Annotated in this window: 20 protein-coding genes; 5 read left to right on the forward strand and 15 right to left on the reverse strand. The window is 39.1% G+C overall.

Features of this window, described 5'->3' with window-relative positions; all coding sequences use genetic code 11:
• Nucleotides 1–399: 399 nt before the first annotated feature.
• Together ACTHJT_RS07465 and ACTHJT_RS07470 are read left to right on the forward strand one after the other, a co-directional pair.
• Complete coding sequence (locus ACTHJT_RS07465) at nucleotides 400–852, forward strand: Fur family transcriptional regulator (protein ID WP_440237376.1); 453 nt, start codon at nucleotides 400–402, stop codon at nucleotides 850–852.
• Between the two features lie 30 nt (nucleotides 853–882).
• The gene (locus tag ACTHJT_RS07470) at nucleotides 883–1512 is read left to right on the forward strand and encodes a peroxiredoxin (RefSeq protein ID WP_440237377.1); all 630 of its coding nucleotides are present in this window, start codon (nucleotides 883–885) and stop codon (nucleotides 1510–1512) included.
• A gap of 156 nt (nucleotides 1513–1668) precedes the next feature.
• Here ACTHJT_RS07470 and ACTHJT_RS07475 read toward each other — a convergent pair whose 3' ends face one another.
• Entirely contained in the window at nucleotides 1669–2937 is a 1269-nt protein-coding gene (locus ACTHJT_RS07475) for an MFS transporter (RefSeq protein ID WP_440237378.1), read from the reverse strand.
• A gap of 90 nt (nucleotides 2938–3027) precedes the next feature.
• On the opposite strand from ACTHJT_RS07475, the gene ACTHJT_RS07480 reads away from it, so the two are divergent.
• Together ACTHJT_RS07480 and rsgA are read left to right on the forward strand one after the other, a co-directional pair.
• The gene (locus tag ACTHJT_RS07480) at nucleotides 3028–4308 is read left to right on the forward strand and encodes a 3-deoxy-D-manno-octulosonic acid transferase (RefSeq protein WP_440237379.1); all 1281 of its coding nucleotides are present in this window, start codon (nucleotides 3028–3030) and stop codon (nucleotides 4306–4308) included.
• Complete coding sequence (gene rsgA / locus ACTHJT_RS07485; RefSeq protein WP_440237380.1) at nucleotides 4305–5228, forward strand: ribosome small subunit-dependent GTPase A; 924 nt, start codon at nucleotides 4305–4307, stop codon at nucleotides 5226–5228. The genes ACTHJT_RS07480 and rsgA overlap by 4 nt, the downstream gene beginning before the upstream one ends.
• Nucleotides 5229–5276: 48 nt before the next feature.
• Here rsgA and ACTHJT_RS07490 read toward each other — a convergent pair whose 3' ends face one another.
• Genes ACTHJT_RS07490 through ACTHJT_RS07500 form a run of 3 tightly spaced genes read right to left on the reverse strand, consistent with a single transcriptional unit; the run spans nucleotide 5277 to nucleotide 8697 of the window.
• Complete coding sequence (locus ACTHJT_RS07490; RefSeq protein WP_440237381.1) at nucleotides 5277–6707, reverse strand: hypothetical protein; 1431 nt, start codon at nucleotides 6705–6707, stop codon at nucleotides 5277–5279.
• 59 nt (nucleotides 6708–6766) lie between these two features.
• Nucleotides 6767–8023, reverse strand: coding sequence for a sensor histidine kinase (locus tag ACTHJT_RS07495; RefSeq protein WP_440237382.1), 1257 nt, complete (start codon nucleotides 8021–8023; stop codon nucleotides 6767–6769).
• Complete coding sequence (locus tag ACTHJT_RS07500; RefSeq protein WP_440237383.1) at nucleotides 8020–8697, reverse strand: response regulator transcription factor; 678 nt, start codon at nucleotides 8695–8697, stop codon at nucleotides 8020–8022. The genes ACTHJT_RS07495 and ACTHJT_RS07500 overlap by 4 nt, the downstream gene beginning before the upstream one ends.
• Before the next feature lie 96 nt (nucleotides 8698–8793).
• Here ACTHJT_RS07500 and ACTHJT_RS07505 point away from each other — a divergent pair, with 96 nt between their 5' ends.
• A complete protein-coding gene (locus ACTHJT_RS07505; protein WP_440237384.1) occupies nucleotides 8794–9318 on the forward strand; it encodes an NADPH-dependent FMN reductase in 525 nt (174 codons plus the stop codon).
• 150 nt (nucleotides 9319–9468) lie between these two features.
• On the opposite strand, the gene ftsZ is transcribed toward ACTHJT_RS07505, so the two are convergent.
• Genes ftsZ through ACTHJT_RS07560 form a run of 11 tightly spaced genes read right to left on the reverse strand, consistent with a single transcriptional unit; the run spans nucleotide 9469 to nucleotide 21706 of the window.
• Entirely contained in the window at nucleotides 9469–11052 is a 1584-nt protein-coding gene (gene ftsZ, locus ACTHJT_RS07510) for a cell division protein FtsZ (RefSeq protein ID WP_440237385.1), read from the reverse strand.
• Between the two features lie 32 nt (nucleotides 11053–11084).
• Complete coding sequence (gene ftsA, locus ACTHJT_RS07515) at nucleotides 11085–12467, reverse strand: cell division protein FtsA (RefSeq protein WP_440237386.1); 1383 nt, start codon at nucleotides 12465–12467, stop codon at nucleotides 11085–11087.
• Nucleotides 12468–12478: 11 nt separating this feature from the next.
• Nucleotides 12479–13282 (reverse strand): cell division protein FtsQ/DivIB, encoded by an 804-nt coding sequence (locus ACTHJT_RS07520; RefSeq protein WP_440237387.1) that lies wholly within the window; start codon nucleotides 13280–13282, stop codon nucleotides 12479–12481.
• A complete protein-coding gene (gene murC / locus ACTHJT_RS07525; RefSeq protein WP_440237388.1) occupies nucleotides 13266–14663 on the reverse strand; it encodes a UDP-N-acetylmuramate--L-alanine ligase in 1398 nt (465 codons plus the stop codon). Before murC ends, ACTHJT_RS07520 begins: the two co-directional genes overlap by 17 nt.
• The gene (gene murG, locus ACTHJT_RS07530) at nucleotides 14660–15769 is read right to left on the reverse strand and encodes an undecaprenyldiphospho-muramoylpentapeptide beta-N-acetylglucosaminyltransferase (RefSeq protein WP_440237389.1); all 1110 of its coding nucleotides are present in this window, start codon (nucleotides 15767–15769) and stop codon (nucleotides 14660–14662) included. Before murG ends, murC begins: the two co-directional genes overlap by 4 nt.
• Nucleotides 15756–16919 carry an FtsW/RodA/SpoVE family cell cycle protein gene (locus ACTHJT_RS07535; RefSeq protein ID WP_440237390.1) on the reverse strand — a complete coding sequence of 388 codons (1164 nt, stop codon included), beginning with the start codon at nucleotides 16917–16919 and terminating at the stop codon, nucleotides 15756–15758. The genes murG and ACTHJT_RS07535 overlap by 14 nt, the downstream gene beginning before the upstream one ends.
• 4 nt (nucleotides 16920–16923) lie before the next feature.
• Nucleotides 16924–18276 (reverse strand): UDP-N-acetylmuramoyl-L-alanine--D-glutamate ligase, encoded by a 1353-nt coding sequence (gene murD / locus ACTHJT_RS07540; RefSeq protein WP_440237391.1) that lies wholly within the window; start codon nucleotides 18274–18276, stop codon nucleotides 16924–16926.
• A gap of 4 nt (nucleotides 18277–18280) precedes the next feature.
• Nucleotides 18281–19492 carry a phospho-N-acetylmuramoyl-pentapeptide-transferase gene (mraY, locus tag ACTHJT_RS07545; protein WP_440237392.1) on the reverse strand — a complete coding sequence of 404 codons (1212 nt, stop codon included), beginning with the start codon at nucleotides 19490–19492 and terminating at the stop codon, nucleotides 18281–18283.
• A complete protein-coding gene (locus ACTHJT_RS07550; RefSeq protein WP_440237393.1) occupies nucleotides 19492–19863 on the reverse strand; it encodes a four helix bundle protein in 372 nt (123 codons plus the stop codon). The genes mraY and ACTHJT_RS07550 overlap by 1 nt, the downstream gene beginning before the upstream one ends.
• Before the next feature lie 3 nt (nucleotides 19864–19866).
• On the reverse strand, nucleotides 19867–20241 hold the full coding sequence (locus ACTHJT_RS07555) for a hypothetical protein (RefSeq protein WP_440237394.1): 375 nt from the start codon (nucleotides 20239–20241) through the stop codon (nucleotides 19867–19869).
• Between the two features lie 4 nt (nucleotides 20242–20245).
• A complete protein-coding gene (locus tag ACTHJT_RS07560) occupies nucleotides 20246–21706 on the reverse strand; it encodes a UDP-N-acetylmuramoyl-L-alanyl-D-glutamate--2,6-diaminopimelate ligase (RefSeq protein WP_440237395.1) in 1461 nt (486 codons plus the stop codon).
• Nucleotide 21707: the final 1 nt, after the last annotated feature.

Raw genomic sequence — 21707 nt, forward strand, 5'->3', positions numbered from 1 at the left:
TAGCATATTTTAGTAACTAAAATAATTCTCATATTCAAAACTAAGTATATCTTTTTTCTCATTTAACCGTAAAAACTATCATATTATTAACAATTGTTAATGGTATAAATTGGAATGAAAAACGACAGAAATTTTTACGTGAAAGTGCTCACCCTCTATCTACTTATTTTTATAAGTTTTTTGGTGAAATCATACACAAAGCCCAACGTTTCTCTTTTGGTTGCTGCAGTGAAACAATCTTCCATTTTAAATGTGATTCCTGAGATCATAGACAGGACTACCCCTCATCAGGCAAAATAGCTTCAGCGTTACCGGCTTTGATTGCACTAAGTTTTTTTTTATACTTGTGAATAATTATTAGATGATAATAATTATCAACAAATACAGTATATCCATCCATTGCATAACACACTTTCATTAGAGGAAATAAGAGCCAGGCTGTCGCAGTATGGAATGAAGGCCACGCACCAGCGTATTGTTGTATATAATGCCTTACAGCAGATGCATATTCATCCTTCGGCTGAAGAAGTGTATACGCTGATTCATACAGCCAACCCTTCCATTTCCCTCGCAACTGTTTACAATACGCTGGACAGTTTTGTAGATGTTAAATTAATCACAAAAGTTTCTTCGCAGGAAGGCAAAGGGCGATACGATTTCAATACCAATAATCATCACCATATTTATATTACCAATACCGATGAGATCATTGATTACCATGATCCGGAATTGCTGGCAATGATTGAAAAATATTTAAAAAACAAAAACATTACCAACCTCTCTATTGAAGAATTGCAGCTACACATTAAAGCAAAAAAAATCAATCCTGAACAGGAAGTTGGTATTTATTAAAAAGTTTTCACCATAAATCAAATAAATAATATGTCATTAGTAGGAAAAAAAGCTCCGTCATTTGTAGCTCCGGCTGTTTTAAATGGTTATGAGGTTGTTGAAGAATTTTCATTGGACCAGTATTTAGGTAAGAAATATGTTGTGTTCTACTTTTATCCAAAAGATTTTACATTTGTTTGTCCGACTGAGATCTTAGCATTTCAGGAAAAACTAGCTGCGTTTGAAGCAAAAAATACCGTTGTTGTCGGCTGCTCTACAGATACTGAAAATTCGCATTTCGCATGGTTATCTATGCCAAAAAACAAAGGCGGTATCCAGGGTGTAAAATATCCATTGGTTGCAGATACAGCAAAAACTATTGCTACGAACTACGGTGTATTGGGTGGCAACTTTGATGTTGACGATAATGGCCAGATGATCTTTGTTGGTGCACCAATCGCTTACAGAGGTACATTCCTGATTGATAAAGAAGGTATCGTACGTCACGAAACAATCAATGACTTCCCGTTAGGCCGTAACATCGATGAGACTTTACGTATGGTTGAAGCACTACAGCACGTTGAGAAATATGGTGAAGTATGTCCTGCAAACTGGGGTGAAGGCAAAGAAGCAATGAAAGCTACTGTTGAAGGTGTTTCTGAATATTTAGCGAAAAACTAATCCCTGAGACAAATTCCAAATAACAAAAGACAAATTCCAAACAGCGGAAATGCTGTAAAAACAAAAGGCTCTGTAATATATACAGAGCCTTTTGCTATTAATAATGGATGCTGTTTATCCGTTTGGAATTTGTTTTTTGTTATTTGGAATTTGCCCTTACTCTTCCACATAATCCAGGTCCTTGCCAAATGTTTCCGGTAATTGAGAGATTGCCCAAAAAGAAATAACAAACAGGAATATTGTTACGGCTAATGCTGCCGATGTTAAACTGTTTAATTTTTCAGGACCGCGTAAATAATCAAACAACATTGCAATAAGCACGAGCGAACCGCGCACAAAATTAGGCACTGTTGTAGCGGTTGTAGAACGCAGATTTGTACCAAACTGCTCAGAAGCAACTGTAACAAACATTGCCCAGAAGCCTACAGAGAAACCCAGCAACGTGATCATGACATAATATACAAAGGCTGTTACATCAGATAGATTCAGGTATACCAATACAACGCCTGCACAAAAAACATAAAATATATAAAATGCTTTTTTTCTGCTTTGTAATAACTGTGACAATGCACCACTGGCGATATCTCCAAAAACCAGACCTGTATAACAGAACATAATGCTGTACTCTCTTTCAAGCAAGGCAGAACCGCTTATGCCCATTTCTGCCGCGAACTCCGGCGCACGGCCAATTAAAATACCAATCACAAACCAGATCGGAGAACCGATCAGGATACAGTACAGATACTTTAACGCAATTTTTTTATTCCTGAACAGATCGAAAAAATTACCGTGCTGGACATTTTCCTTTTTTGAATTTTCGAACATACCGGATTCAAAGACACCGATCCGAAGCATCAATAAAGAGAGACCTAGTCCACCGCCGATAAAATATGCCAACTGCCAGCTTAAGAATTTCCCGACCAATGCGGCTACAATCGCTCCCGTAACGCCTACCGAGGCCACAATCATGGTACCATAGCCACGTTTTTCCTTAGTCATTACTTCACTTACCAAAGTAATACCAGCGCCCAATTCACCAGCCAGGCCAAAGCCCGCAATGAATCTCAGAACACCGTATGCCAGGAATGCCTGGTCTTTGTCGTGAAACACATCTACAAAGCCATTAGCAATATTGGCCAGCGAATACATAATGATAGAACCGAACAATACGGATAAGCGGCCTTTTTTATCTCCAAGAATTCCCCAGAATACGCCCCCAACCAACATACCAATCATTTGTATGTCCAACAACGACTGGAATTCCCCTATGATATTTTCCTGGAAACCAATCCCTTTTATACTTTTAACACCTATAATTAAAAAGAGTACTAAATCATATACATCAACAAAATAACCCAGAGCAGCAACCAGCACTGTAGTTGTAATGGCTTTATTCGCACCAGAATTAATGGTAGTATTAATCATATCTATATAATATTTCTTTAAAAATCACCGCAAAATACAAAAGACTTATATGCTTATCAAACATCTACAATTTTGTACCTTGCACTACTTATGAAATTTGTTTACGACATATCCATTCATGCTTACAATTGGCTGATCCTGGCTGCAAATCTGTTCGGGAATAAAAAGGCTCATCTGATTCAAAAAGGCAGAAAAGAAACTTTTTCTAAAATCGCGGCTTTCAGAAAAACATCTTCTGCCCCGAGTGCACTTTTCCATTGTGCTTCTTTGGGAGAGTTTGAACAGGCAAGACCCGTAATCGAAACATTCAAAAAACAGTACCAGCAATATAAAATTGTTGTCAGCTTCTTCTCGCCTTCTGGTTATGAAGTTCGAAAAAATTATTCCGAAGCAGACCTTATTATATATCTTCCTGCTGATACGAAAGCGGATGCACACGCATTTATCGAACAACTTGCACCATCTATTGTATTCATTGTAAAATATGAATTCTGGTTGAATCTGCTTGATGCCATTCAGTTAAAATCCATTCCATTGTTTTTAATATCCGGGAGATTTAGAGCTAATCTGCTCTTCTTCAAAAAAGGCGGTGGGTTCATGCGTACACGCCTGAAAGCATTCACACATTTTTTCCTGCAGGATCAACCATCCGGAGGCCTATTATCATCAATCGGTTTTTCAAACTGGAGTGTATCCGGAGACACACGCTTTGACCGGGTACAACAGACTGCAAGCAAAGCTATAGAAATTCCCGCAATAGCAACATTTAAAAATCAATCTCCTCTACTTGTGATTGGAAGTGGCTGGGATAAAGACATGGCTGTATTAATTCCTTTTATCAATTCTTTCACAAAAGAATTAAAAATCATTTATGCTCCCCATGAAATTCATGATTCAGAAATAAAAGAAATTGAAAAACAGCTTCACAAAAGATCTATACGTTACTCCAGCTATAAAGAAAACACGAATCAACCTGCCGATGTATTGATCATAGATAACATCGGTATGCTGTCATCTATCTATTCTTATGCGGATTATGCCTATGTCGGCGGAGCCTTCGGAAGCGGTCTGCATAATATCTTAGAACCTGCTGTATTCGGCGCGGCAATTTTCTTTGGCCCGAACCACGAGAAATTTCCTGAAGCAGGCTGGCTTATTTCATTGGGTTATGGATTCAGCATTTCAAGTACTGAAGACTTCACCAATAAATTCACTGCCGTGTATGATTCAGCAGGACGCAGAAGTTCCATCCGTACGGGCTTGCAAAGCACCATGCTGCAGGCTTGCGGCGCAACCAATCACATCATGACAGCCTTAGCTGAAAGGCTTCCTGTTACAAATTCATCAACTTCAACTACTGATAAACTATGAACGGCATCATATATAAATCAACCGGTTCCTGGTATTCAGTAAAAGGAGAAGATGGAAAATTCTACCAGGCCAGACTCAGAGGCAAATTCAAGCATCTGGACCTGAAAGTAACCAATCCTTTGTCAGTCGGCGACTTTATAGAAATGGATCCGGATCCGCTAACACCCGGCGAGGCAATCATTCATACCATCGCGCCGCGTACAAACTATATTATCCGCCGTTCAGCACACAAAACAGCTTACGGACATTTAATTGCCTGCAATATCGATCAAAGTATTTTACTGGTTACATTAAAACAACCAAAAACATCGATTGGCTTTATCGACCGTTTTTTAATTTCCTGTGAAGCTTTCAGGATCCCTGCTGTCATTGTATTCAATAAATCCGATCTGTATGATGAAGCTTTGATGGAAGAATATCTGTATTTAAAAGATGTATACACACCGCTTGGTTATACGTGCATCTTAACATCCATGGAAAAAGAAGACGGACTTAATGAACTGCTACCTTTGCTTAAAGACAAAATCTCTGTATTCTCCGGTCATTCAGGGGTTGGGAAATCAACACTGGTTAATAAAATCTTTCCGCAACTGGAAATTAAAACAGACATTATTTCCGATCACTCTCAAAAAGGTAAGCATACGACAACCTTCGCTGAGATGTATGACCTTGATGCAACATCAAAAATCATCGATACACCAGGTATTAAAGAACTTGGTTTATTTGAAATAGAAGATGAAGTCTTATCACATTATTTCCCTGAAATGAGGGCGTTGATGGGACAATGCCGCTTTCATAATTGCAGGCATACCAATGAACCAGGCTGCAAGGTAAAGGAATATGTAGAGGCATTTAAGATCGCACCAACACGCTATGAAAGCTATTGCAGCATCCTATTTGAAAAAGATACCCACCGCTAACAGCAGTGGGTATAGTATTATTATTTTTCCTGAAGTTATATCGTCCATTTAAAACGATACCTGATATTGTAATACAACCATACCTCTCCTTACTGTTTCTTTAGGCGCTTCGGTTGCCGTTGCCTGCTGGAAATAAGGTCTGTTCTGGTAGTCTAACGAAAACTTTGAATTATGCCCTTTGATCAGCCAGTTCAATCCTACGTTGAATGTTGCCATAACTTTATATTCAAAATACTGGTAACCTGAAAGCTGGGTCATTGCATACGGCATCAATGTACCGTGTTCGCCCAGCAGATCATCTTTCATTTTATAACCCAATTGCGCAGCAAAAGTACTCCCTGTTCCATTCATGGCAAATGCACTGCCGCCGCCGCTGTTATATAAACCTGTGCCGCCGCTGTATGCAGTTCCTCCGTCAGCAGCATTCATCACGCCCAGATTGCGGATGTAATTGCGTCCATAATCACTGTACAGATATGCTGCATAGAAGCTGATGGCGCTGCCATTGCCTCGATTCAAAGGAGCGTCGTAGAATACATCAACACCTGCTGTAAAATACTGGTGGCTGATGGTATCAATGCCTCCGGGTTTTGAAGCATTCGCTTCTTTATACCACATGGCATCTTTCTGATATTGTAAACCGCCGCCAATATTGAATATTTTTTTAGTACCATGATAGGTACCCGGTATATAGGGGTTTTTATTCGCTTCCTGATCAAAAAACTGATACGACAGATAGGTATTGAACTGTGCATTTGGATTACGTGTCGAGAACGTTGCGAAATCATTCTGCATATTCCCCAACTCTCCTATGGATGCCTGACCTGTACCATTTTTGTTGGCAGCCGAATTTACAATGAAAGGTTTTGCAACACTTACCCGATAATCCAGTTTGCCGATTTTACCTTTTGCATAAACCATCATTCGACGTACAAACTGATCATTCAAATCATTTGTATTCTGTTGATAGATCATTCCATCCATCCCCATGAGTGTACCTACACTTGGTGCAGAGAAACGTAAAGGGCCTACCCATGAACCTAGGCCGGCACCAATAGACAAGTGCTTTTTGATGAATTCATAATCACCTGTTGCATCCATCAGGAACAACCCGAATTTACGTTCGGATAAATAAGAATAACTATTTTCCCCGATTTGTGTATAGAAAAATGTACGATCTGTCAATTGACCGAATGTCTGGAAGCGTACACGCCTTAAACCCACGTCAAATGTATTATCTGATCCAATGGGTTGTTTATTAATAGTAGAATTGGGATTGCTTTGATTAAAGCGTAACCACGCCTGTACCAAACCAGTAAATTGTATATAATGACTACCGTCATCATTCAAAGAAATTTTTAATGGTTTAATCACCTGCGGTTTTATTACCTTTTTTGCTTTTGTACTTAACGTATCCGTTTGCGCATAGACAGTCACAACTGAAAGGAACGAAAGGAATACAATACCGATTTTTTTCATATTTATTTTATTCTTGAACAATGCTGCATGCATGTAAATACAATTGTTCACTTGACTGTTTAAAATTCAATTATGGTTGTATGAATTTTATTTACACAGGTATAACTGATTTTAAACTTATATAAATCACATATTTTTTTGACAATAGATAAACCTAGGCCAACAGACATTTCAGATGTGGAACTTTTGAGAAACCTGTCAAACATACGTTCCGCCTCCACAGGTAAATCATTACCTGTATTCGAAATCTCCAAAGTGTTTTTAGACACGGTAATAGAAATTGTTCCCCCATCATTAATGTTGTGTTTGATGGCATTCGAAATTAAATTAAAAAGCAATGTCTCAATCAGAATCTGATTGGCAGGAATGATAATCACTTTTAAAATATTCAGTGAAACTTCAATATTTTTTTCATTGATCAATTCTTCAAAACTGACCAACAGCGTATCCAGTAACTGACCAATATTAATACGTGACAGTTCACTGTACTGGTTATTTTCAATTTTTGAAAGCAGAATAAGCCCTTTATTTAACTGAGTCAAACGGTTAATCGTATGAAAGACGGATCCGATCAGGACCATGTCATCATCATTCAAATTCTTGGATTGAATCAACAGTTCCAGCTTGTTCCTGATAATAGCCAATGGAGTCTGCAATTCATGGGATGAGTTTTCGTTGAATTCCTTTTGACTATTAAAATCCTTATAAATACGGGTAGTCATCTTTTCAACAATTTCACTCAGTTCATCAAATTCATCTACATTGGATTTTTTATATGGAATGATTTTAATATTAGTAAGGTCATAATTCTTCAACCGGTCAACCAAATCGTAAAACGGCTGCCAGATTTTATTTGAAATAAATCTATTAATCAAAAGAACTCCAATGATCAAACCCAAAAATAAAGTCACCTCGATGGGAAGAATAGAATTGATCAGTGCTTCCGCCTCATTCAATGATTGTCTGATGGTGATCTCATAAAAATTATCACCGTGTTTATACACGCTTTTCAATTCGCGATAATCTACATACTCGTTTTTAACTGCATTGTAGATTGAACGATTGTAATATTTATCATAAGGTTTACTATCAGCGCCTACTTCTATAATCTCGATGAATTCGCTGTTCTGTAATTCTTTAAAGTCTTTCTCATATTTTAAATTTTCTACCAGCTGATTTTTTTCCTGATGCAATGCTTCATCAATAGCATTAAAAAGAATATTACGAATCAAAAAATAAAAAAGAATTGTACCTACTGTAAAAATGAATAAGGTATAAATTAAATAATAGATCGAGCTTTTAGCCGTTAATTTCATTCAGCCTGAAATTTGTAACCAATTCCATACACTGTATTCAAATAATCCTTGCAGCCGGCATCCACCAATTTTCTTCGCATGTTTTTAATATGCGTATAGATAAAATCAAATGAATTACTTTGATCCATATGATCGCCCCAGATATGCTCAGCAATTGAGTCTTTAGGTAAAACACGACCTTTATTGGAAATAAAAAACAAAAGCAGTTCAAATTCTTTACCTGTTAATGTTACCCGTGTATCGTTTACAAATACTTCGTGGTTTTCAGGAATTAAACGGATTTCGTTAAAAACAATATCCTTGTTGCCATCAAATTGTCTTCTGCGCACAATCGACTTTAAGCGTGCATTCAATTCAGACAAATGGAATGGTTTTGTCAAATAATCATCAGAACCCAGATCCAGGCCTTTAATACGGTCTTCAACTGTATTCTTCGCTGAGATGATGATGATGCCACCTTTGATGTTTTTTGTTTTGATCTGCTGAATCAGATCAAGTCCGCTGCCACCCGGCATCATCAGGTCAATGATAAAACAATCATACTCGTAAGTATTTATTTTTTCTTCGCCTTCGGCAAAATTTCTGGCAACTTCACAAACATAACCTTCATGAGACAAATAACTAATAATGGATTGTCTGAGTTCCTTCTCGTCTTCTATTAGTAATAGTTTCATAATTATTAAAATTCAAAAGTTGATGTTCACTAAATTTACTTTTTTTAATTAACTTGAACAAATTATACGGAAAATCTATAGAAAAGCTGAAGAACAATGATTAGCGTTATTGCCTGCACAAACAGACCAAATTCAAATTCATTAAAGGTTGCTCAATATTATATCAATCTGTTAAAAGAAAAAGGTGTAGCCTGCACATTGATTGATTTAAATGCATTGCCTGAAGCTTATCTGTTCAGTGCCTTATACCACAATCAAGGCAAGGATCTGGTCTTTAATTCCATTAAAGAAAAGATCGCGCAATCAGAGAAATTCGTTTTTGTTGTTCCTGAATATAATGGCTCCTTCCCGGGCGTATTAAAGGCTTTCATCGACGGTTTAGACTATCCGGTCAGTTTCAAAAATAAAAAATGTGCACTGCTTGGTATCTCTTCCGGCGTTATGGGAGGTAGTTTGGCATTAAGCCATTTAACAGATATTTTAAACTATCTGGGTATGCATGTACTGGCCTTAAAGCCAAGAATAACACGCATTGAGAAAACATTTATCAATGGAGAGATTACAGACCCTGTTGTAAAAGACCTGATCGAAATACAGGTAAAAGATCTGCTTGCATTCTAAGCAATGTAACCGGTAAACATTATTTTTCGGCTTCAGCCTTATCAATACCCGCCGTTATCTTTACATGAAGAAATTGTAAAGCCACATAAAAAATAAGTCCTGGCTAAAAATCGAACCAGGACTTATATATACTTCAGGACAAAACTTTTATTAATCTACGTTATCGTGTAAGAACTTATTGTTCCCCAGGATTTCATTGTCATCATTCAGGTTAAACCTGGAAATGTTTCTGTCGGAAGAATGCGGCTGATCTTTCAGACTTACATTTTTACGTTCAAATGCAGGCCTGTCAAGCATATCCTTAAACTGCTCATGCGGAATATTCGGATTGCTGTTTAAACTCTTCAGGCGCTTAATTCTTTCCTGAGATTGCAGGATCAATTTCTTACGCTGCTCTTCAGCCAGCAAACTTTCCGGCGTTTGCGGTGCAACGCTATTTGATTTTGATTCTTTTATTTCAAAAACGAATTCTGTTTCATCTACTGAACCAGAATTATTTTCTGGTAATTCATCATTGGTATTTTTGCTTACAGAAGTAAACTCATAAGAGAATGTTTCTGTAGGCTCAACCGATTCAACGGAATGCGTCTGAGAAACCGTAGTATCTCTCTGAGGCGTATCAAATAAATTTCCTTTCGGAGCTTCATCTTCCATCTTCGATACAACCTTCTTTTGATCATCAATGGCATCAAAAATAGTGATCTGCTTAGAAGACTCCAGATCATAAAACTTTTTTACATCCTTTTCAACCGGAGCTTTTGCTGACATTTTATTTGGTTCGAACCCTGTAGCAATTACTGTTACGCGGATGCTATCACCCAATTCCGGATCAACACCTTGTCCCCAGATTGTATCCTGATCAAGACCAGCACGTGCCTCAATGTAATCTGCAATTTCAGATAATTCATCCATACGCAATTCTGCATCCGGACCATACATAATAGAAAGCAAGATCTTTTTAGCGCCTGTGATATCTGTATTGTTAAGTAATGGAGAAGACAATGCTTCTTCAACCGCACGTGTGCCTCTGCCTTCGCCGCTTGCAACACCCGAGCCCATAACAGCAGCTCCTGAGTCTTTCATTACAGTTTTAACATCTTCAAAATCCACGTTCACATCACTTGTAACCGTGATAATCTCTGCAATACTTTTAGCAGCTGTGGTCAAAATATTATCCGCCTTAGCAAAAGCTTCACGAATAGAGAGGTTTCCGTAAATATCACGCAAACGATCGTTCAGGATCACAAGAACGGTATCGCAGTATGCTCTTAGTTCTTCAATCCCCTGTTCTGCCTGCAGGATTTTCTTTTTACCTTCAAAACCAAAAGGAGCTGTTACAATACCAACGGTAACGATATCCAGTTCCTTTGCAAGCTTCGCAATGATCGGAGCTGCACCGGTACCGGTACCACCACCCATGCCGGCGGTGATGAATACCATTTTGGTATTATTATTCAAGAGCTCCCGGATTTCTTCTTTGCTTTCCAGGGCAGCATTTTTACCTCTTTCGGGATTTGCACCAGCACCCAAACCGTCGGTCAAGCCAATGCCTATCTGTAATTTATTAGGGATCGGACTTCCGTTCAAGGCTTGAACATCCGTGTTACACACAATAAACTCAACATCTTTGATGCCTTGGCTGTACATGTGGTTTACAGCATTGCTGCCGCCGCCTCCAACACCAATAACCTTGATGATGGATTTGTGATGACTTGGTAAATCAAACTTATACATAGTTGACACGAAGTTTAGTAAAAATGAATGTATTAATAATCTTGTTTATCGTCTATATCATCCAGTAACAGACCCTTCAATCTGTCGCTGGCTTTTTTTAGATTGAACCCAAATAATGATTTGTTTTCATCTTTATTATATTGCTTTTCCTGCACCTGTTTAGGCTTGCCTTCACTCGGCATGCTTGTCATTGATTTCTCAGGTGCTTCAGAATATTTATTCGCACGTTCATCAATCGACCAGAAGCCGGCAAGTACCAAACCTACTGCTGTTGCATACATCGGACTTTTCACCAGTTCCGTCTTACTCTTTCCAAGGTGTTCGTTCGGATAACCGATACGGGTATGCTGCCCTGTCATCAGCTCAAACAACTGTTTCAGGTTTTGTAATTGAGAACCACCGCCCGTAATAACGATACCACCTGCCAGGCGATCTTCATATCCTGAGCAGATAATTTCTGTATGTACCAATTCAAGGATCTCTTCCATCCTGCACTGAATAATACTTGCTAAATTTTTAGCAGAGATCTCTTTTGCAGGACGGTCACGTAAACCTTTTACTGTAATGATATCATTTGCACGTGCTTCACTTGCCAATGCAGAACCGAATTTAATTTTCAATTCATCTGCCTGCTTGTGCATAATGTTGCAGCCTGTTTTAATATCAGAAGTAATGATATCTCCACCAAATGGAATAACCGCGGTATGACGAATGATGTTATCGTAGAAGATAGCGATATCAGTAGTGCCACCACCAATATCAACCAGGCATACGCCGGCTTCTTTTTCTTCTTCACTCAGCACAGACATACTGGATGCGATCGGTTCAAGGATCAGGTTATCGATTGACAACTCTCCTTTTTGCACGCAACGGTTAATATTTTTTATTGCGTTTGTATTTGCTGTGATCACGTGAAAGTCTGCTTCCAGACGAACGCCTGTCATTCCTACAGGATCTTTAATATTTTCTTCGTAATCAACCGTATATACCTGCGGCATTACATGAATGATTTCATTACCAAACGGCATTACCGTTCTGTACATATCAGCCGTTAAACGGTTGATATCATCAACGGAAATTTCTTCGTCGCCATTGGGCCTGTTTATACCATGATGGTGCACAGAGCTTTTAATGTGCTGTCCTGCAATACCCACATTTACGATCCCGATATCAATTCCGGATTGATCTGAAGCTTCTTTGATTGCTTTTTCAATCGCCGTCACCGTAAGATTGATATTCGTAACCATGCCCCGGATCACACCTTCAGACACGGCTTTACCTATGCCGAGAATCTCAAGTTTGCCATATTCATTTTTTCTACCAACAATTGCACAAATCTTGGTAGTACCAATATCTAAACCAACAACAATTTTGTCGTTCTGGTTTGATTGAGATGGATTGTTTTCTTTATACATGGTCGTAAAAATTATTCACAGACAATTTGATTCTTAAACGCAACATTCACGGATTGATAAGCATCCCATCCTTTTGTTGGAAGTATTTCATGGTAGAACATATCAATCTTTTTAAATTTCAATTCAATATCTTCTGGCTTTCCAAACTTGATTTCATAATCGCCGATTTGTGGCAACAGTACAATATCTCCATTTGATAAAAGCGTCATTTGAGCAATCATCTTTTTCCAGTAGGCATTCTGATCAATAAATTGAATCAGTTCAAAATATTTACTTCCAACAGAATCGGTAAGCAAATAATTTTCTTTCATCAATTTAGATGTAAAAGGACCATCAATGATCAATACGCGTGAAGTGAATTTGTCAGAAGTAGCCAGAGCCGTCGCATTACTTCCTATGTAAGCATGAGGAGAATTTTGAGTTACAATCCGGGCGATTGGTTTGCTTTGTCTGATTTCAACCATTAAGGTTCCTTTGTGATCAGCACTTATTTGTGCATCTTCCACAAATTTAATGCTTTCAAGGCGTAACTCCAGACTTTTCAAATCAATATCACGATATTTTTTACCCACAATCTGATCAGCATTATTCATCGTCAGCGTCCGGAGTATGTCCGTCTCATCAACGAAGTAGTTATCATCTTCAAAGTCAATTTTTACGGCTGTTTTCAAAACTGTTCTGTTTGCATGTTTGTTCTCAACAAAACCGATCAGGAAAAACATGCTTACGCCAATGAAACCAAACGTAAGTTTGTTCCATAATGAAGGCTTCAGCTTCCATTTAAATTTCTTTTCCGTTTCAGTTCCCTTTGCCATATCGTTCTTCGCAAAGCAATTTTATAGGTTGAATAAATCTATCTATATCTCCTGCACCAGCAGTAACAACAACGTCAAAATCCAATTTTTTCAATTCTTTCAACAACTCATCCTTGCCAACCACCTTTTTATTTTTTGTCGGAATCAGCTCCAACAATACATTGGATGAGATACCTTCAATCGGTAATTCTCTTGCCGGGTAGATTTCCATCAGCAGTAATTCATCGGTCAAAGCAAGGCTTTGCGCAAATTCCTGCATAAAATCTCTTGTCCGGGTGAACAAATGCGGCTGGAAAACAGTAGCAACTTTTTTCCCCGGGAAAACCGTACGAACTGCTTTTAACAATGCTTCCAACTCAGTTGGATGATGCGCATAGTCATCCACATAAACGAGCTGTGGTGTTTTATAGATATATTCGAATCTTCTTTTCACTCCGCCAAAGCTGCGTAAGCTCGCCTTGATCGAATCTATATTCACACCTGCATGATAGGCTGCAAGAAACGCAGCAGTAGCATTCAACACGTTGTGCATGCCCGGCATTTCTATACGGATATTGTTCCAACGTACAAAATCATTATCAATGCTGAATGTAACTCCCCCATCCTTTGTAATCACATTATGAATGCGGTAATCAGCTTCAATGGATTCACCAAAGGTAACAGCCTTGGAAGCCTGGGCAGGAATCTGCACATCAACATCCACTCTCCGGATTACAACGCCGCCTGGCTTTAACTTTTTCAAATATTCGTTAAACGAATCATAGAAAGATTGTACATCCGAGTATATATCCAGGTGATCCGGATCCATGTTATTGATAACAGCGATATCCGGACTTAATTGCAAAAACGAACGGTCGTATTCATCTGCTTCTGCAACTACCCAGCCGTTGCCGTCTTCATGATTACCAATCAGAATATTGGTATTGTAGTTCTGGGTAATACCGCCCAGAAATGCACTGCACGGCATGCCCGACTCATGCATAATATGAGCAGCCATGGAAGATGTTGTTGTCTTTCCATGTGTGCCGGCAATACCGATTGTCTTTAATTCTCGGGTCAGGAATCCCAGTACCTGAGAACGTTTGAACAATTGATAACTATTATCTTTAAAGAAATTCAATTCACCATGATCTGCCGGAATCGCTGGTGTATAGATCACCAGTACTGAATCTTTTGCTTTAAATATTTCAGGGATCTGGTTCACATTATCTTCATAATGAATCCACATACCTTCAGACTCCAGTGCTTTGGTCAGATCCGAAGAAGTTTTGTCATAGCCACCCACGGTATAGTTATTCTGCTTGAACCAACGGGCCAAAGCACTCATACCGATACCACCGATACCAATTAAATAGATGCTATGTACATTTTTTAAATTCACTTCTTTGTTGAATTAATAATTTCAAACACTTTATCTGCGATACGTTCTGTTGCATCCGGTTTGGCAAACGTCAAAATGTTTTTACTCAATACATTTCTAACAGTTGAGTCCTTTAGTAAAGCCAGGGCTTTTTGTACAAGCTCCTGCGGTGCATCCATATCTCTCACCATCCATGCCGCATCTTTACTTGAAAGCGCAAGGGCATTTTTTGTTTGGTGATCTTCTGCCACATTGGGAGAAGGTACCAAAATACATGGTTTACCTACTATGGATAATTCTGAAATTGACAAGGCTCCCGCTCTGGAAACAATTACATCTGCCATTGCATAAGCCCTGTTCATGTCAGCAATGAAATCTGTTACCTTAACTGTATCGGAATTATATTTTTTCAGATCTTCATAATAAAATTTCCCGGTCTGCCACAATACCTGAATGCCGGCATCCTTTATCAGCTGAAGGTTACGTTCGATGGAAAGATTGATAGTACGGGCACCTAAGCTGCCGCCCATTACAAACAAGGTTGGTATGCCCGGTTCCAGACCAAAGAACTCAAAAGCTCCTTCTGAGAATTTTTTATAATCAACAATGTCCTTTCTTACCGGATTACCCGTATACACAATCTTGTTTGCCGGAAAGAATCTTTCCATTCTATCGTATGCGACACAGATTGCCTGTACTTTTTTTGAAAGTGCTTTATTGGCAATGCCCGCATATGAATTCTGTTCCTGGATCAAGGTCGGAACATCTGCAGCATTGGCAGCCTGTAACAACGGCCAGCTGGCATAGCCACCTACGCCTATTGCAATATCCGGTTTAAACTCCCGGACAATCTTCTTTGCTTTTAAGTAACTTGAAACAACTTTCAACGGAAAAGCCAGGTTACTCAACGAAAGTTTCCGCTGAATACCACTGATCCATAAGCCTTCGATTTTATAACCGGCAGTAGGCACTTTCTGCATTTCCATACGTCCCTGTGCACCAACAAATAATATCTCCGAATCCGGAAACCGTTGTTTGATGGCGTTAGCGATTGCAACAGCTGGATAAATGTGTCCGCCTGTACCGCCGCCGCTAATGATTACACGATATGTTTTATGCTGTGACATCTATTGGTTCAATGGTTGATTCTGAAATATCTCCACGGCTTACACTTAAGATAATTCCTAAGGAAAGCCCTGTAAATAATAATGATGTACCTCCCATACTTAACAGAGGTAAAGGCTGGCCTGTAATCGGGCCAAGTCCTACGGCAACGCCCATATTAATCATCGCCTGTACAACTAAGCTGAATGCGAGTCCGGCCGACAGCAGTCCGCCAAATGCGCGATCACTCTTAACAACCGTTTTCATACCTCGATATAACAGCGCCAGATACAGGAACACAACAAGTATGCCACCGAGAAATCCGTATTCTTCAATGATGATCGCATAAATAAAATCCGAAGATGATTGCGGAAGAAAATATTTCAGATCACTGTTGCCAGGACCTTTACCGATCAATCCGCCATTCCATATGGCAATAAATGCTTGTTCTGCCTGATCCGGAATTGGCGCATTTTCATCAACAAGTGTTGCTCCGAACTGTTTCACCCTGCTGATGGCCGTGCCCAAACGCTGACCGATAGCTAAAGCAATTGTACCAAATATCAAACCTACGAGTACAAGCATCATCAGGTACTTCATGGGCACACGGCCGATGAACATCAACAACAGACAGGTAGAAAACAGGATCATCGCGGTAGATAAGTTTGACAATGCAATCAATCCGCAAATCAACCCGCACCACAGTACCACCGGAATAAATGAAGCTTTGAAATCATCTATATTTCCCTGGCGTTTCGCTAGCATGCTTGCCAGGTTGGCAATAAGCGCAAGCTTCGCCAAATCCGATGGCTGGAAAGATTGATTGATAATCGGGATCATCAACCAACGTGTAGCGCCGCCGCTTTCCGTTCCCATAAAGAAAGTAAATAACAATAATGGCGCAGAAATGATTAATGCCAAACGGCTCAAACGGGAATAATACTTATAATCAATTCTATGCGCCAGCCATACCAGCACCAAACTGCCGATAATTAATGAACCGTGCTTGATTAAATAGTAAACCGTATCACCATCTTTTTTCTGGAAGGCAAGTGAACTGGATGCACTATATACGACAGCGACGCTGATCAGCGAAAGCAGCATAATAATCGACCAGATGAACGGATCACCTTTCAGATTATCTTTTAACCAATATGTTGCTTTATTCAGCATAATCTTAACCTGCTAATTCAATAACTAAATTTCTAAATTGATCCCCCCGATCTTCGTAATTCTTAAACAAATCGAAGCTTGCACATGCCGGAGAAAGTAATACTGTATCTCCTTTATTTGCTGAATCATGCGCAATGCGAATTGCTTCAGCCATGGAATGTGCTTCCTTGATCTGAGGCCCCATGTTGGCAAAGCCGGCAAACACTTTGGAATTATCTTTACCCAGCGCTACAATCGTATGAACTTTTTCACGCACCAACGCTTCTATCTGTGAATAATCGTTGCCTTTATCCACGCCGCCGGCAATCAATACAACCGGAGTATCCATGCTGTCGAGTGCATACCAGACAGAATCAACATTTGTAGCTTTAGAATCGTTTACAAATTTCACTCCGTAGATAGACCCTACGAACTCTAAACGATGTGGCGCATTCCGGAAACTTTTAATAGCTTCCGCAGCCTTATCAACATCCGCCCCGATTGCAACGGTCGCACTCAAAGCGGCCATGATATTTATATAATTGTGTTTTCCTTTTAATGGCAAGCCTTCAGTCTTAAACGTATGGAGTTTATCGTTTAAGGCATGTACCTGAATCTGCTTTTCATCGGAATACGCTCCCGATGCATGCAACTGTTTTAAAGATACAGGCATATAACGGGCATTAATATCTATGTTCTTTTTATATGTCTCTATCGTCTGATCTTCCGCATAAGTTATATAAAAATCTTCCGGTGTCAGGTTCTGGAAGATCCTGAACTTAGATGCTATATAATTCTCAAATTTATATTCGTAACGATCCAGATGATCAGGAGTAATGTTTAACAGCACAGCAACATTGGCTTTGAATGTAAACATATCATCCAGTTGAAAGCTGCTCAGCTCAAGCACATATATATCTTTCTTTTCATGAATGATCTGCCTCGCCAGACTGGTACCGATGTTTCCACCCAATCCTACTGAATACCCTAATGTTTTTAAGATATGATAAGTAAGTAATGTAGTCGTTGTCTTTCCGTTGCTACCTGTAATGGCAATGAACTTTGCATCGGAATGAATGTGGCGGTACGCAAACTCAATTTCAGAGACTACTTCTATCCCCTTAGACCGGATCAGTTTCATGATCGGCGCTTTCTCAGGAATACCCGGGCTTTTAACAATGATTGTTGCAGACAGAATAATTTCTTCTGTATGCTTTTCCTGTTCAAAAGAAATTCCGGCTTCTGTTAACTCTGTTTTATATTTATCAGCAATAGCACTTGAATCAGAGACAAACGTATCATACCCCTTTGCTTTTGCGAGCAAGGCAGCACCAACGCCACTTTCTCCTGAACCCAATATGACAACTTTCTGACTCATCAATTTATCTCAACTTTAAGGTCGCCAATGAAAGGATTGCTAATAGAATTCCAACAATCCAGAATCGTGTTACAATTTTAGATTCATGAAATCCTGATTTCTGATAATGATGATGTAACGGCGACATTTTAAATATGCGCCGGCCTTCACCATATTTCTTTTTAGTGTATTTAAAATAAGATACCTGCATCATGACAGATAAATTTTCAATTAGAAATATGCCACACAACAAAGGCAGTAATAATTCTTTTCTTACAGCTAATGCCATTACAGCAATCAAACCACCGAGGGTTAAACTCCCGGTATCGCCCATGAAGATCTGCGCGGGGAATGAGTTGTACCATAAGAATCCGATGCATGCTCCCATTAAAGCTGCACCAAAGATTACCAGTTCACCACTGTTTGGTATGTACATAATATTCAGATAGCTCGCGAAAATAGCGTTCCCTGAAACATATGCGAAAATACAAAGTGTCAATGCGATAATGGCAGACGTACCTGCGGCAAGACCATCAATACCATCTGTAATATTCGCTCCGTTTGATACAGCTGTTATTACCAGAATTACTACCAGTACATATAGAATCGGTGTGCAGCTGTCAGATATAAAACAGGTGATGCTGCCATAATCCAATTCATTATTTTTGAAAAATGGAATTGTAGTTATGTTTGATTGTTTATCTTCAAATGATGTAGAACTCTGAGTAGTAGAAACTGTTCCGTCACTCGATTTATATTCACGCACAACAACACTGGAGTTGTATAACAACGTAATACCAACGATCAAACCCAGCGAAACCTGGCCTACAATTTTAAATTTCCCCTGCAGACCTTCTTTATTCTTTTTAAATACCTTGATATAATCATCCATAAAACCAATGAAACCCAGCCATATGGTAGAGATCAACAGCAATACGATATATACATTGGTAAGCTTTGCAAACAATATGGTTGGAACAATGATGCACAGAATAATCATTAGCCCACCCATAGTCGGCGTACCTTTTTTCTCCATCTGTCCCTGCAAGCCAAGATCACGGATGCTTTCACCGATCTGTTTGTTTTGTATGAAGCTGATAATTCTTTTACCAAAAACTAAAGCTATCAGTAATGATACAAACGCTGCCATCCCGGCGCGAAAAGAAATGTATTGAAATACACCCGCTCCCAGCAAGTCAAATCGTTTTTCTAAATAATCAAATAGATAGTATAGCATTAGTTCGACTGATATTGAAGTTGAAAATGATATTTATCGTTATGGCTTATTATATAATTAAGCATATTAATGACGTTGTTCAGCAATTCCACACAAACGTCACATTCTTTGCTTAGCGGATGCTTCATTTGTATTAACTTCAACCAGTATCTGGTTTGAACAGACATTTCCGAAGCCATTGAAATGGATTCAGTAAAGTCCATCTGCGTAGTAGAAGCCCATGCAGTCTCTGCATGTTTCCTGATAGACAGTCCATACTTCAAAAGTCTCATGGATAATTCCATTTCGTTATTCTTTAAAAGAATGCCATAGAGGTCCATAATTCTTGAGGACAATTCAAATGTTCGATTACTCAATAGTTCGTAAGTCATTGACTAGTCTATGTTTTTAAAAGTATGTGTGCTTCTGTGCGTATTTCTTCTTGCCTGTTCAATTTGATTCACCAGCTCTTCAAAATCTTTGTAATCTTCGTCAAGCACGAGTATCACCTTATAGATTTTTATAAACCGGATCAAGTTCAACAATCCTTTGGATTGTTTGGAGGCATTCAGCATATTCAATCTGAATTCGTGATTTGATTTTGCTATTTCTGCACTTTCCAATGCGTGTACAATTTCTTTATACAGCAAATCAATTCTTTCCGACAGATCTGTCCGGTTACTATCATTTAAAAGCACCACAAAACGTTCAACCGCATAGTTGACGGTTGTCTGGTTAAAATGCTTTATCTCTAAAAAAGAACTCATCATAGTACTACTTTCCTAAAGTTTCTAATAATTCTTTTACAACTATCCGGTCATCAAATGGGTATTTAATTCCTTTGATTTCCTGGTATGTTTCATGCCCTTTTCCGGCAATCAGTATAATATCGCCCGGAGCTGCAAGTGTACAGGCAACCTTTATGGCTTCTTTTCTATCCAATACTGACAGGACTTTTTTCTTATCTACTACCCGAACGCCCTTTTCCATTTCAGCCAGGATCTCCTGTGGATCTTCATCTCTAGGGTTATCGGAGGTTAAAATAACCTGATCACTGAATTGGCAGGCAATGTCTGCCATGATCGGACGTTTTGCGGCATCCCTGTTTCCACCGCAACCTACAACTGTAAGGATCTTATGAGATTCTTTTAATCCGGTTATGGTTTCCAGCACATTCTTCAATGCATCCGGTGTATGCGCATAATCAACAATTACGGTAATTTTACCAGCTGAATTATATTGTTCAAATCTACCGTTAGCAGCATCCAGTGTTGAAAGCTGCAACAAAATCTCCTGCTTATCTTCGCCTAAAAGGACTGCTGCACTGTATACAGCCAGTAAATTATATGCATTGAAATTACCGATCAGCCTGAACCATGCCTGCGCCCCGTCAATATCCATTTCTATACCATGCATGGTTGTGGATAGTAGTTTCCCTTTAAAATCCGCAAGCGCCAGTAATGAATAAGTATATGTTTTTGCACGGGTATTCTGAATCATTACTCTCCCGCGCTTGTCATCTAAATTGATCAGAGCGAAAGAGTCATTCGACAAACCATCAAAGAATAATTTTTTAGCCTTGATGTATTCGTCAAAGGTCTTATGATAATCCAGGTGATCATGCGTAATGTTGCTGAACAATGCACCTTCAAACCGTAGACCTGCAATACGTCTTTGTACAGCTGCATGTGAGCTTACTTCCATGAAACAATGCGTACAGCCTGCAAGCACCATATCTGCCAGTAGTTTATTCAGTGCTATGGCATCCGGTGTTGTATGTGTTGAAGGAATAATGGTTTCTTCAATAATGTTTTCAACGGTAGAAATCAAACCGGTTTTATAACCGAGCTTTCTGAATAAACGATACAGCAACGTAACCGTAGTTGTTTTTCCATTGGTACCTGTAATTCCTACAAGCTTCAGTTTGGAGGAAGGCTTATCGTAATAGTTGGATGCAATTACCCCAAGTGCTTCAGAACTATCTTTCACCTGAATGATCGTGCAATCAGCATCTGCATCTAAAACCGGGAGCTCTTCACAAACAACTGCAGTTGCCCCTTTTTTAATTACATCCTGTATATAAGCATGCCCGTCATTGCTTACGCCTCTTACAGCAATAAACATAGACCCTTTCTCTACTTCGCGAGAATCAAAACAAATCGCAGCAATATCTACATCCGTTCTGCCTGAAACAGAAATAAGAGATACCTTATAGATTAAATCTTTTACCTGCATA

Source organism: Cytophaga sp. (genome assembly GCF_051961495.1).
Lineage (GTDB): Bacteria > Bacteroidota > Bacteroidia > Cytophagales > Cytophagaceae > Cytophaga.

Bases quoted from the DNA above. Each gene is read 5' to 3' on its own strand.
- ACTHJT_RS07535 (WP_440237390.1), bottom strand. From the start codon at position 16,919: ATGCTGAATAAAGCAACATATTGGTTAAAAGATAATCTGAAAGGTGAT.
- ACTHJT_RS07560 (WP_440237395.1), bottom strand. From the start codon at position 21,706: ATGCAGGTAAAAGATTTAATCTATAAGGTATCTCTTATTTCTGTTTCA.
- ACTHJT_RS07470 (WP_440237377.1), top strand. From the start codon at position 883: ATGTCATTAGTAGGAAAAAAAGCTCCGTCATTTGTAGCTCCGGCTGTT.
- murD (WP_440237391.1), bottom strand. From the start codon at position 18,276: ATGAGTCAGAAAGTTGTCATATTGGGTTCAGGAGAAAGTGGCGTTGGT.
- ACTHJT_RS07475 (WP_440237378.1), bottom strand. From the start codon at position 2,937: ATGATTAATACTACCATTAATTCTGGTGCGAATAAAGCCATTACAACT.
- murG (WP_440237389.1), bottom strand. From the start codon at position 15,769: ATGTCACAGCATAAAACATATCGTGTAATCATTAGCGGCGGCGGTACA.
- ACTHJT_RS07550 (WP_440237393.1), bottom strand. From the start codon at position 19,863: ATGACTTACGAACTATTGAGTAATCGAACATTTGAATTGTCCTCAAGA.
- ACTHJT_RS07505 (WP_440237384.1), top strand. From the start codon at position 8,794: ATGATTAGCGTTATTGCCTGCACAAACAGACCAAATTCAAATTCATTA.
- ACTHJT_RS07490 (WP_440237381.1), bottom strand. From the start codon at position 6,707: ATGAAAAAAATCGGTATTGTATTCCTTTCGTTCCTTTCAGTTGTGACT.
- ACTHJT_RS07480 (WP_440237379.1), top strand. From the start codon at position 3,028: ATGAAATTTGTTTACGACATATCCATTCATGCTTACAATTGGCTGATC.
- ACTHJT_RS07555 (WP_440237394.1), bottom strand. From the start codon at position 20,241: ATGATGAGTTCTTTTTTAGAGATAAAGCATTTTAACCAGACAACCGTC.
- ftsA (WP_440237386.1), bottom strand. From the start codon at position 12,467: ATGTATAAAGAAAACAATCCATCTCAATCAAACCAGAACGACAAAATT.
- ftsZ (WP_440237385.1), bottom strand. From the start codon at position 11,052: ATGTATAAGTTTGATTTACCAAGTCATCACAAATCCATCATCAAGGTT.
- ACTHJT_RS07495 (WP_440237382.1), bottom strand. From the start codon at position 8,023: ATGAAATTAACGGCTAAAAGCTCGATCTATTATTTAATTTATACCTTA.
- ACTHJT_RS07500 (WP_440237383.1), bottom strand. From the start codon at position 8,697: ATGAAACTATTACTAATAGAAGACGAGAAGGAACTCAGACAATCCATT.
- rsgA (WP_440237380.1), top strand. From the start codon at position 4,305: ATGAACGGCATCATATATAAATCAACCGGTTCCTGGTATTCAGTAAAA.
- ACTHJT_RS07520 (WP_440237387.1), bottom strand. From the start codon at position 13,282: ATGGCAAAGGGAACTGAAACGGAAAAGAAATTTAAATGGAAGCTGAAG.
- mraY (WP_440237392.1), bottom strand. From the start codon at position 19,492: ATGCTATACTATCTATTTGATTATTTAGAAAAACGATTTGACTTGCTG.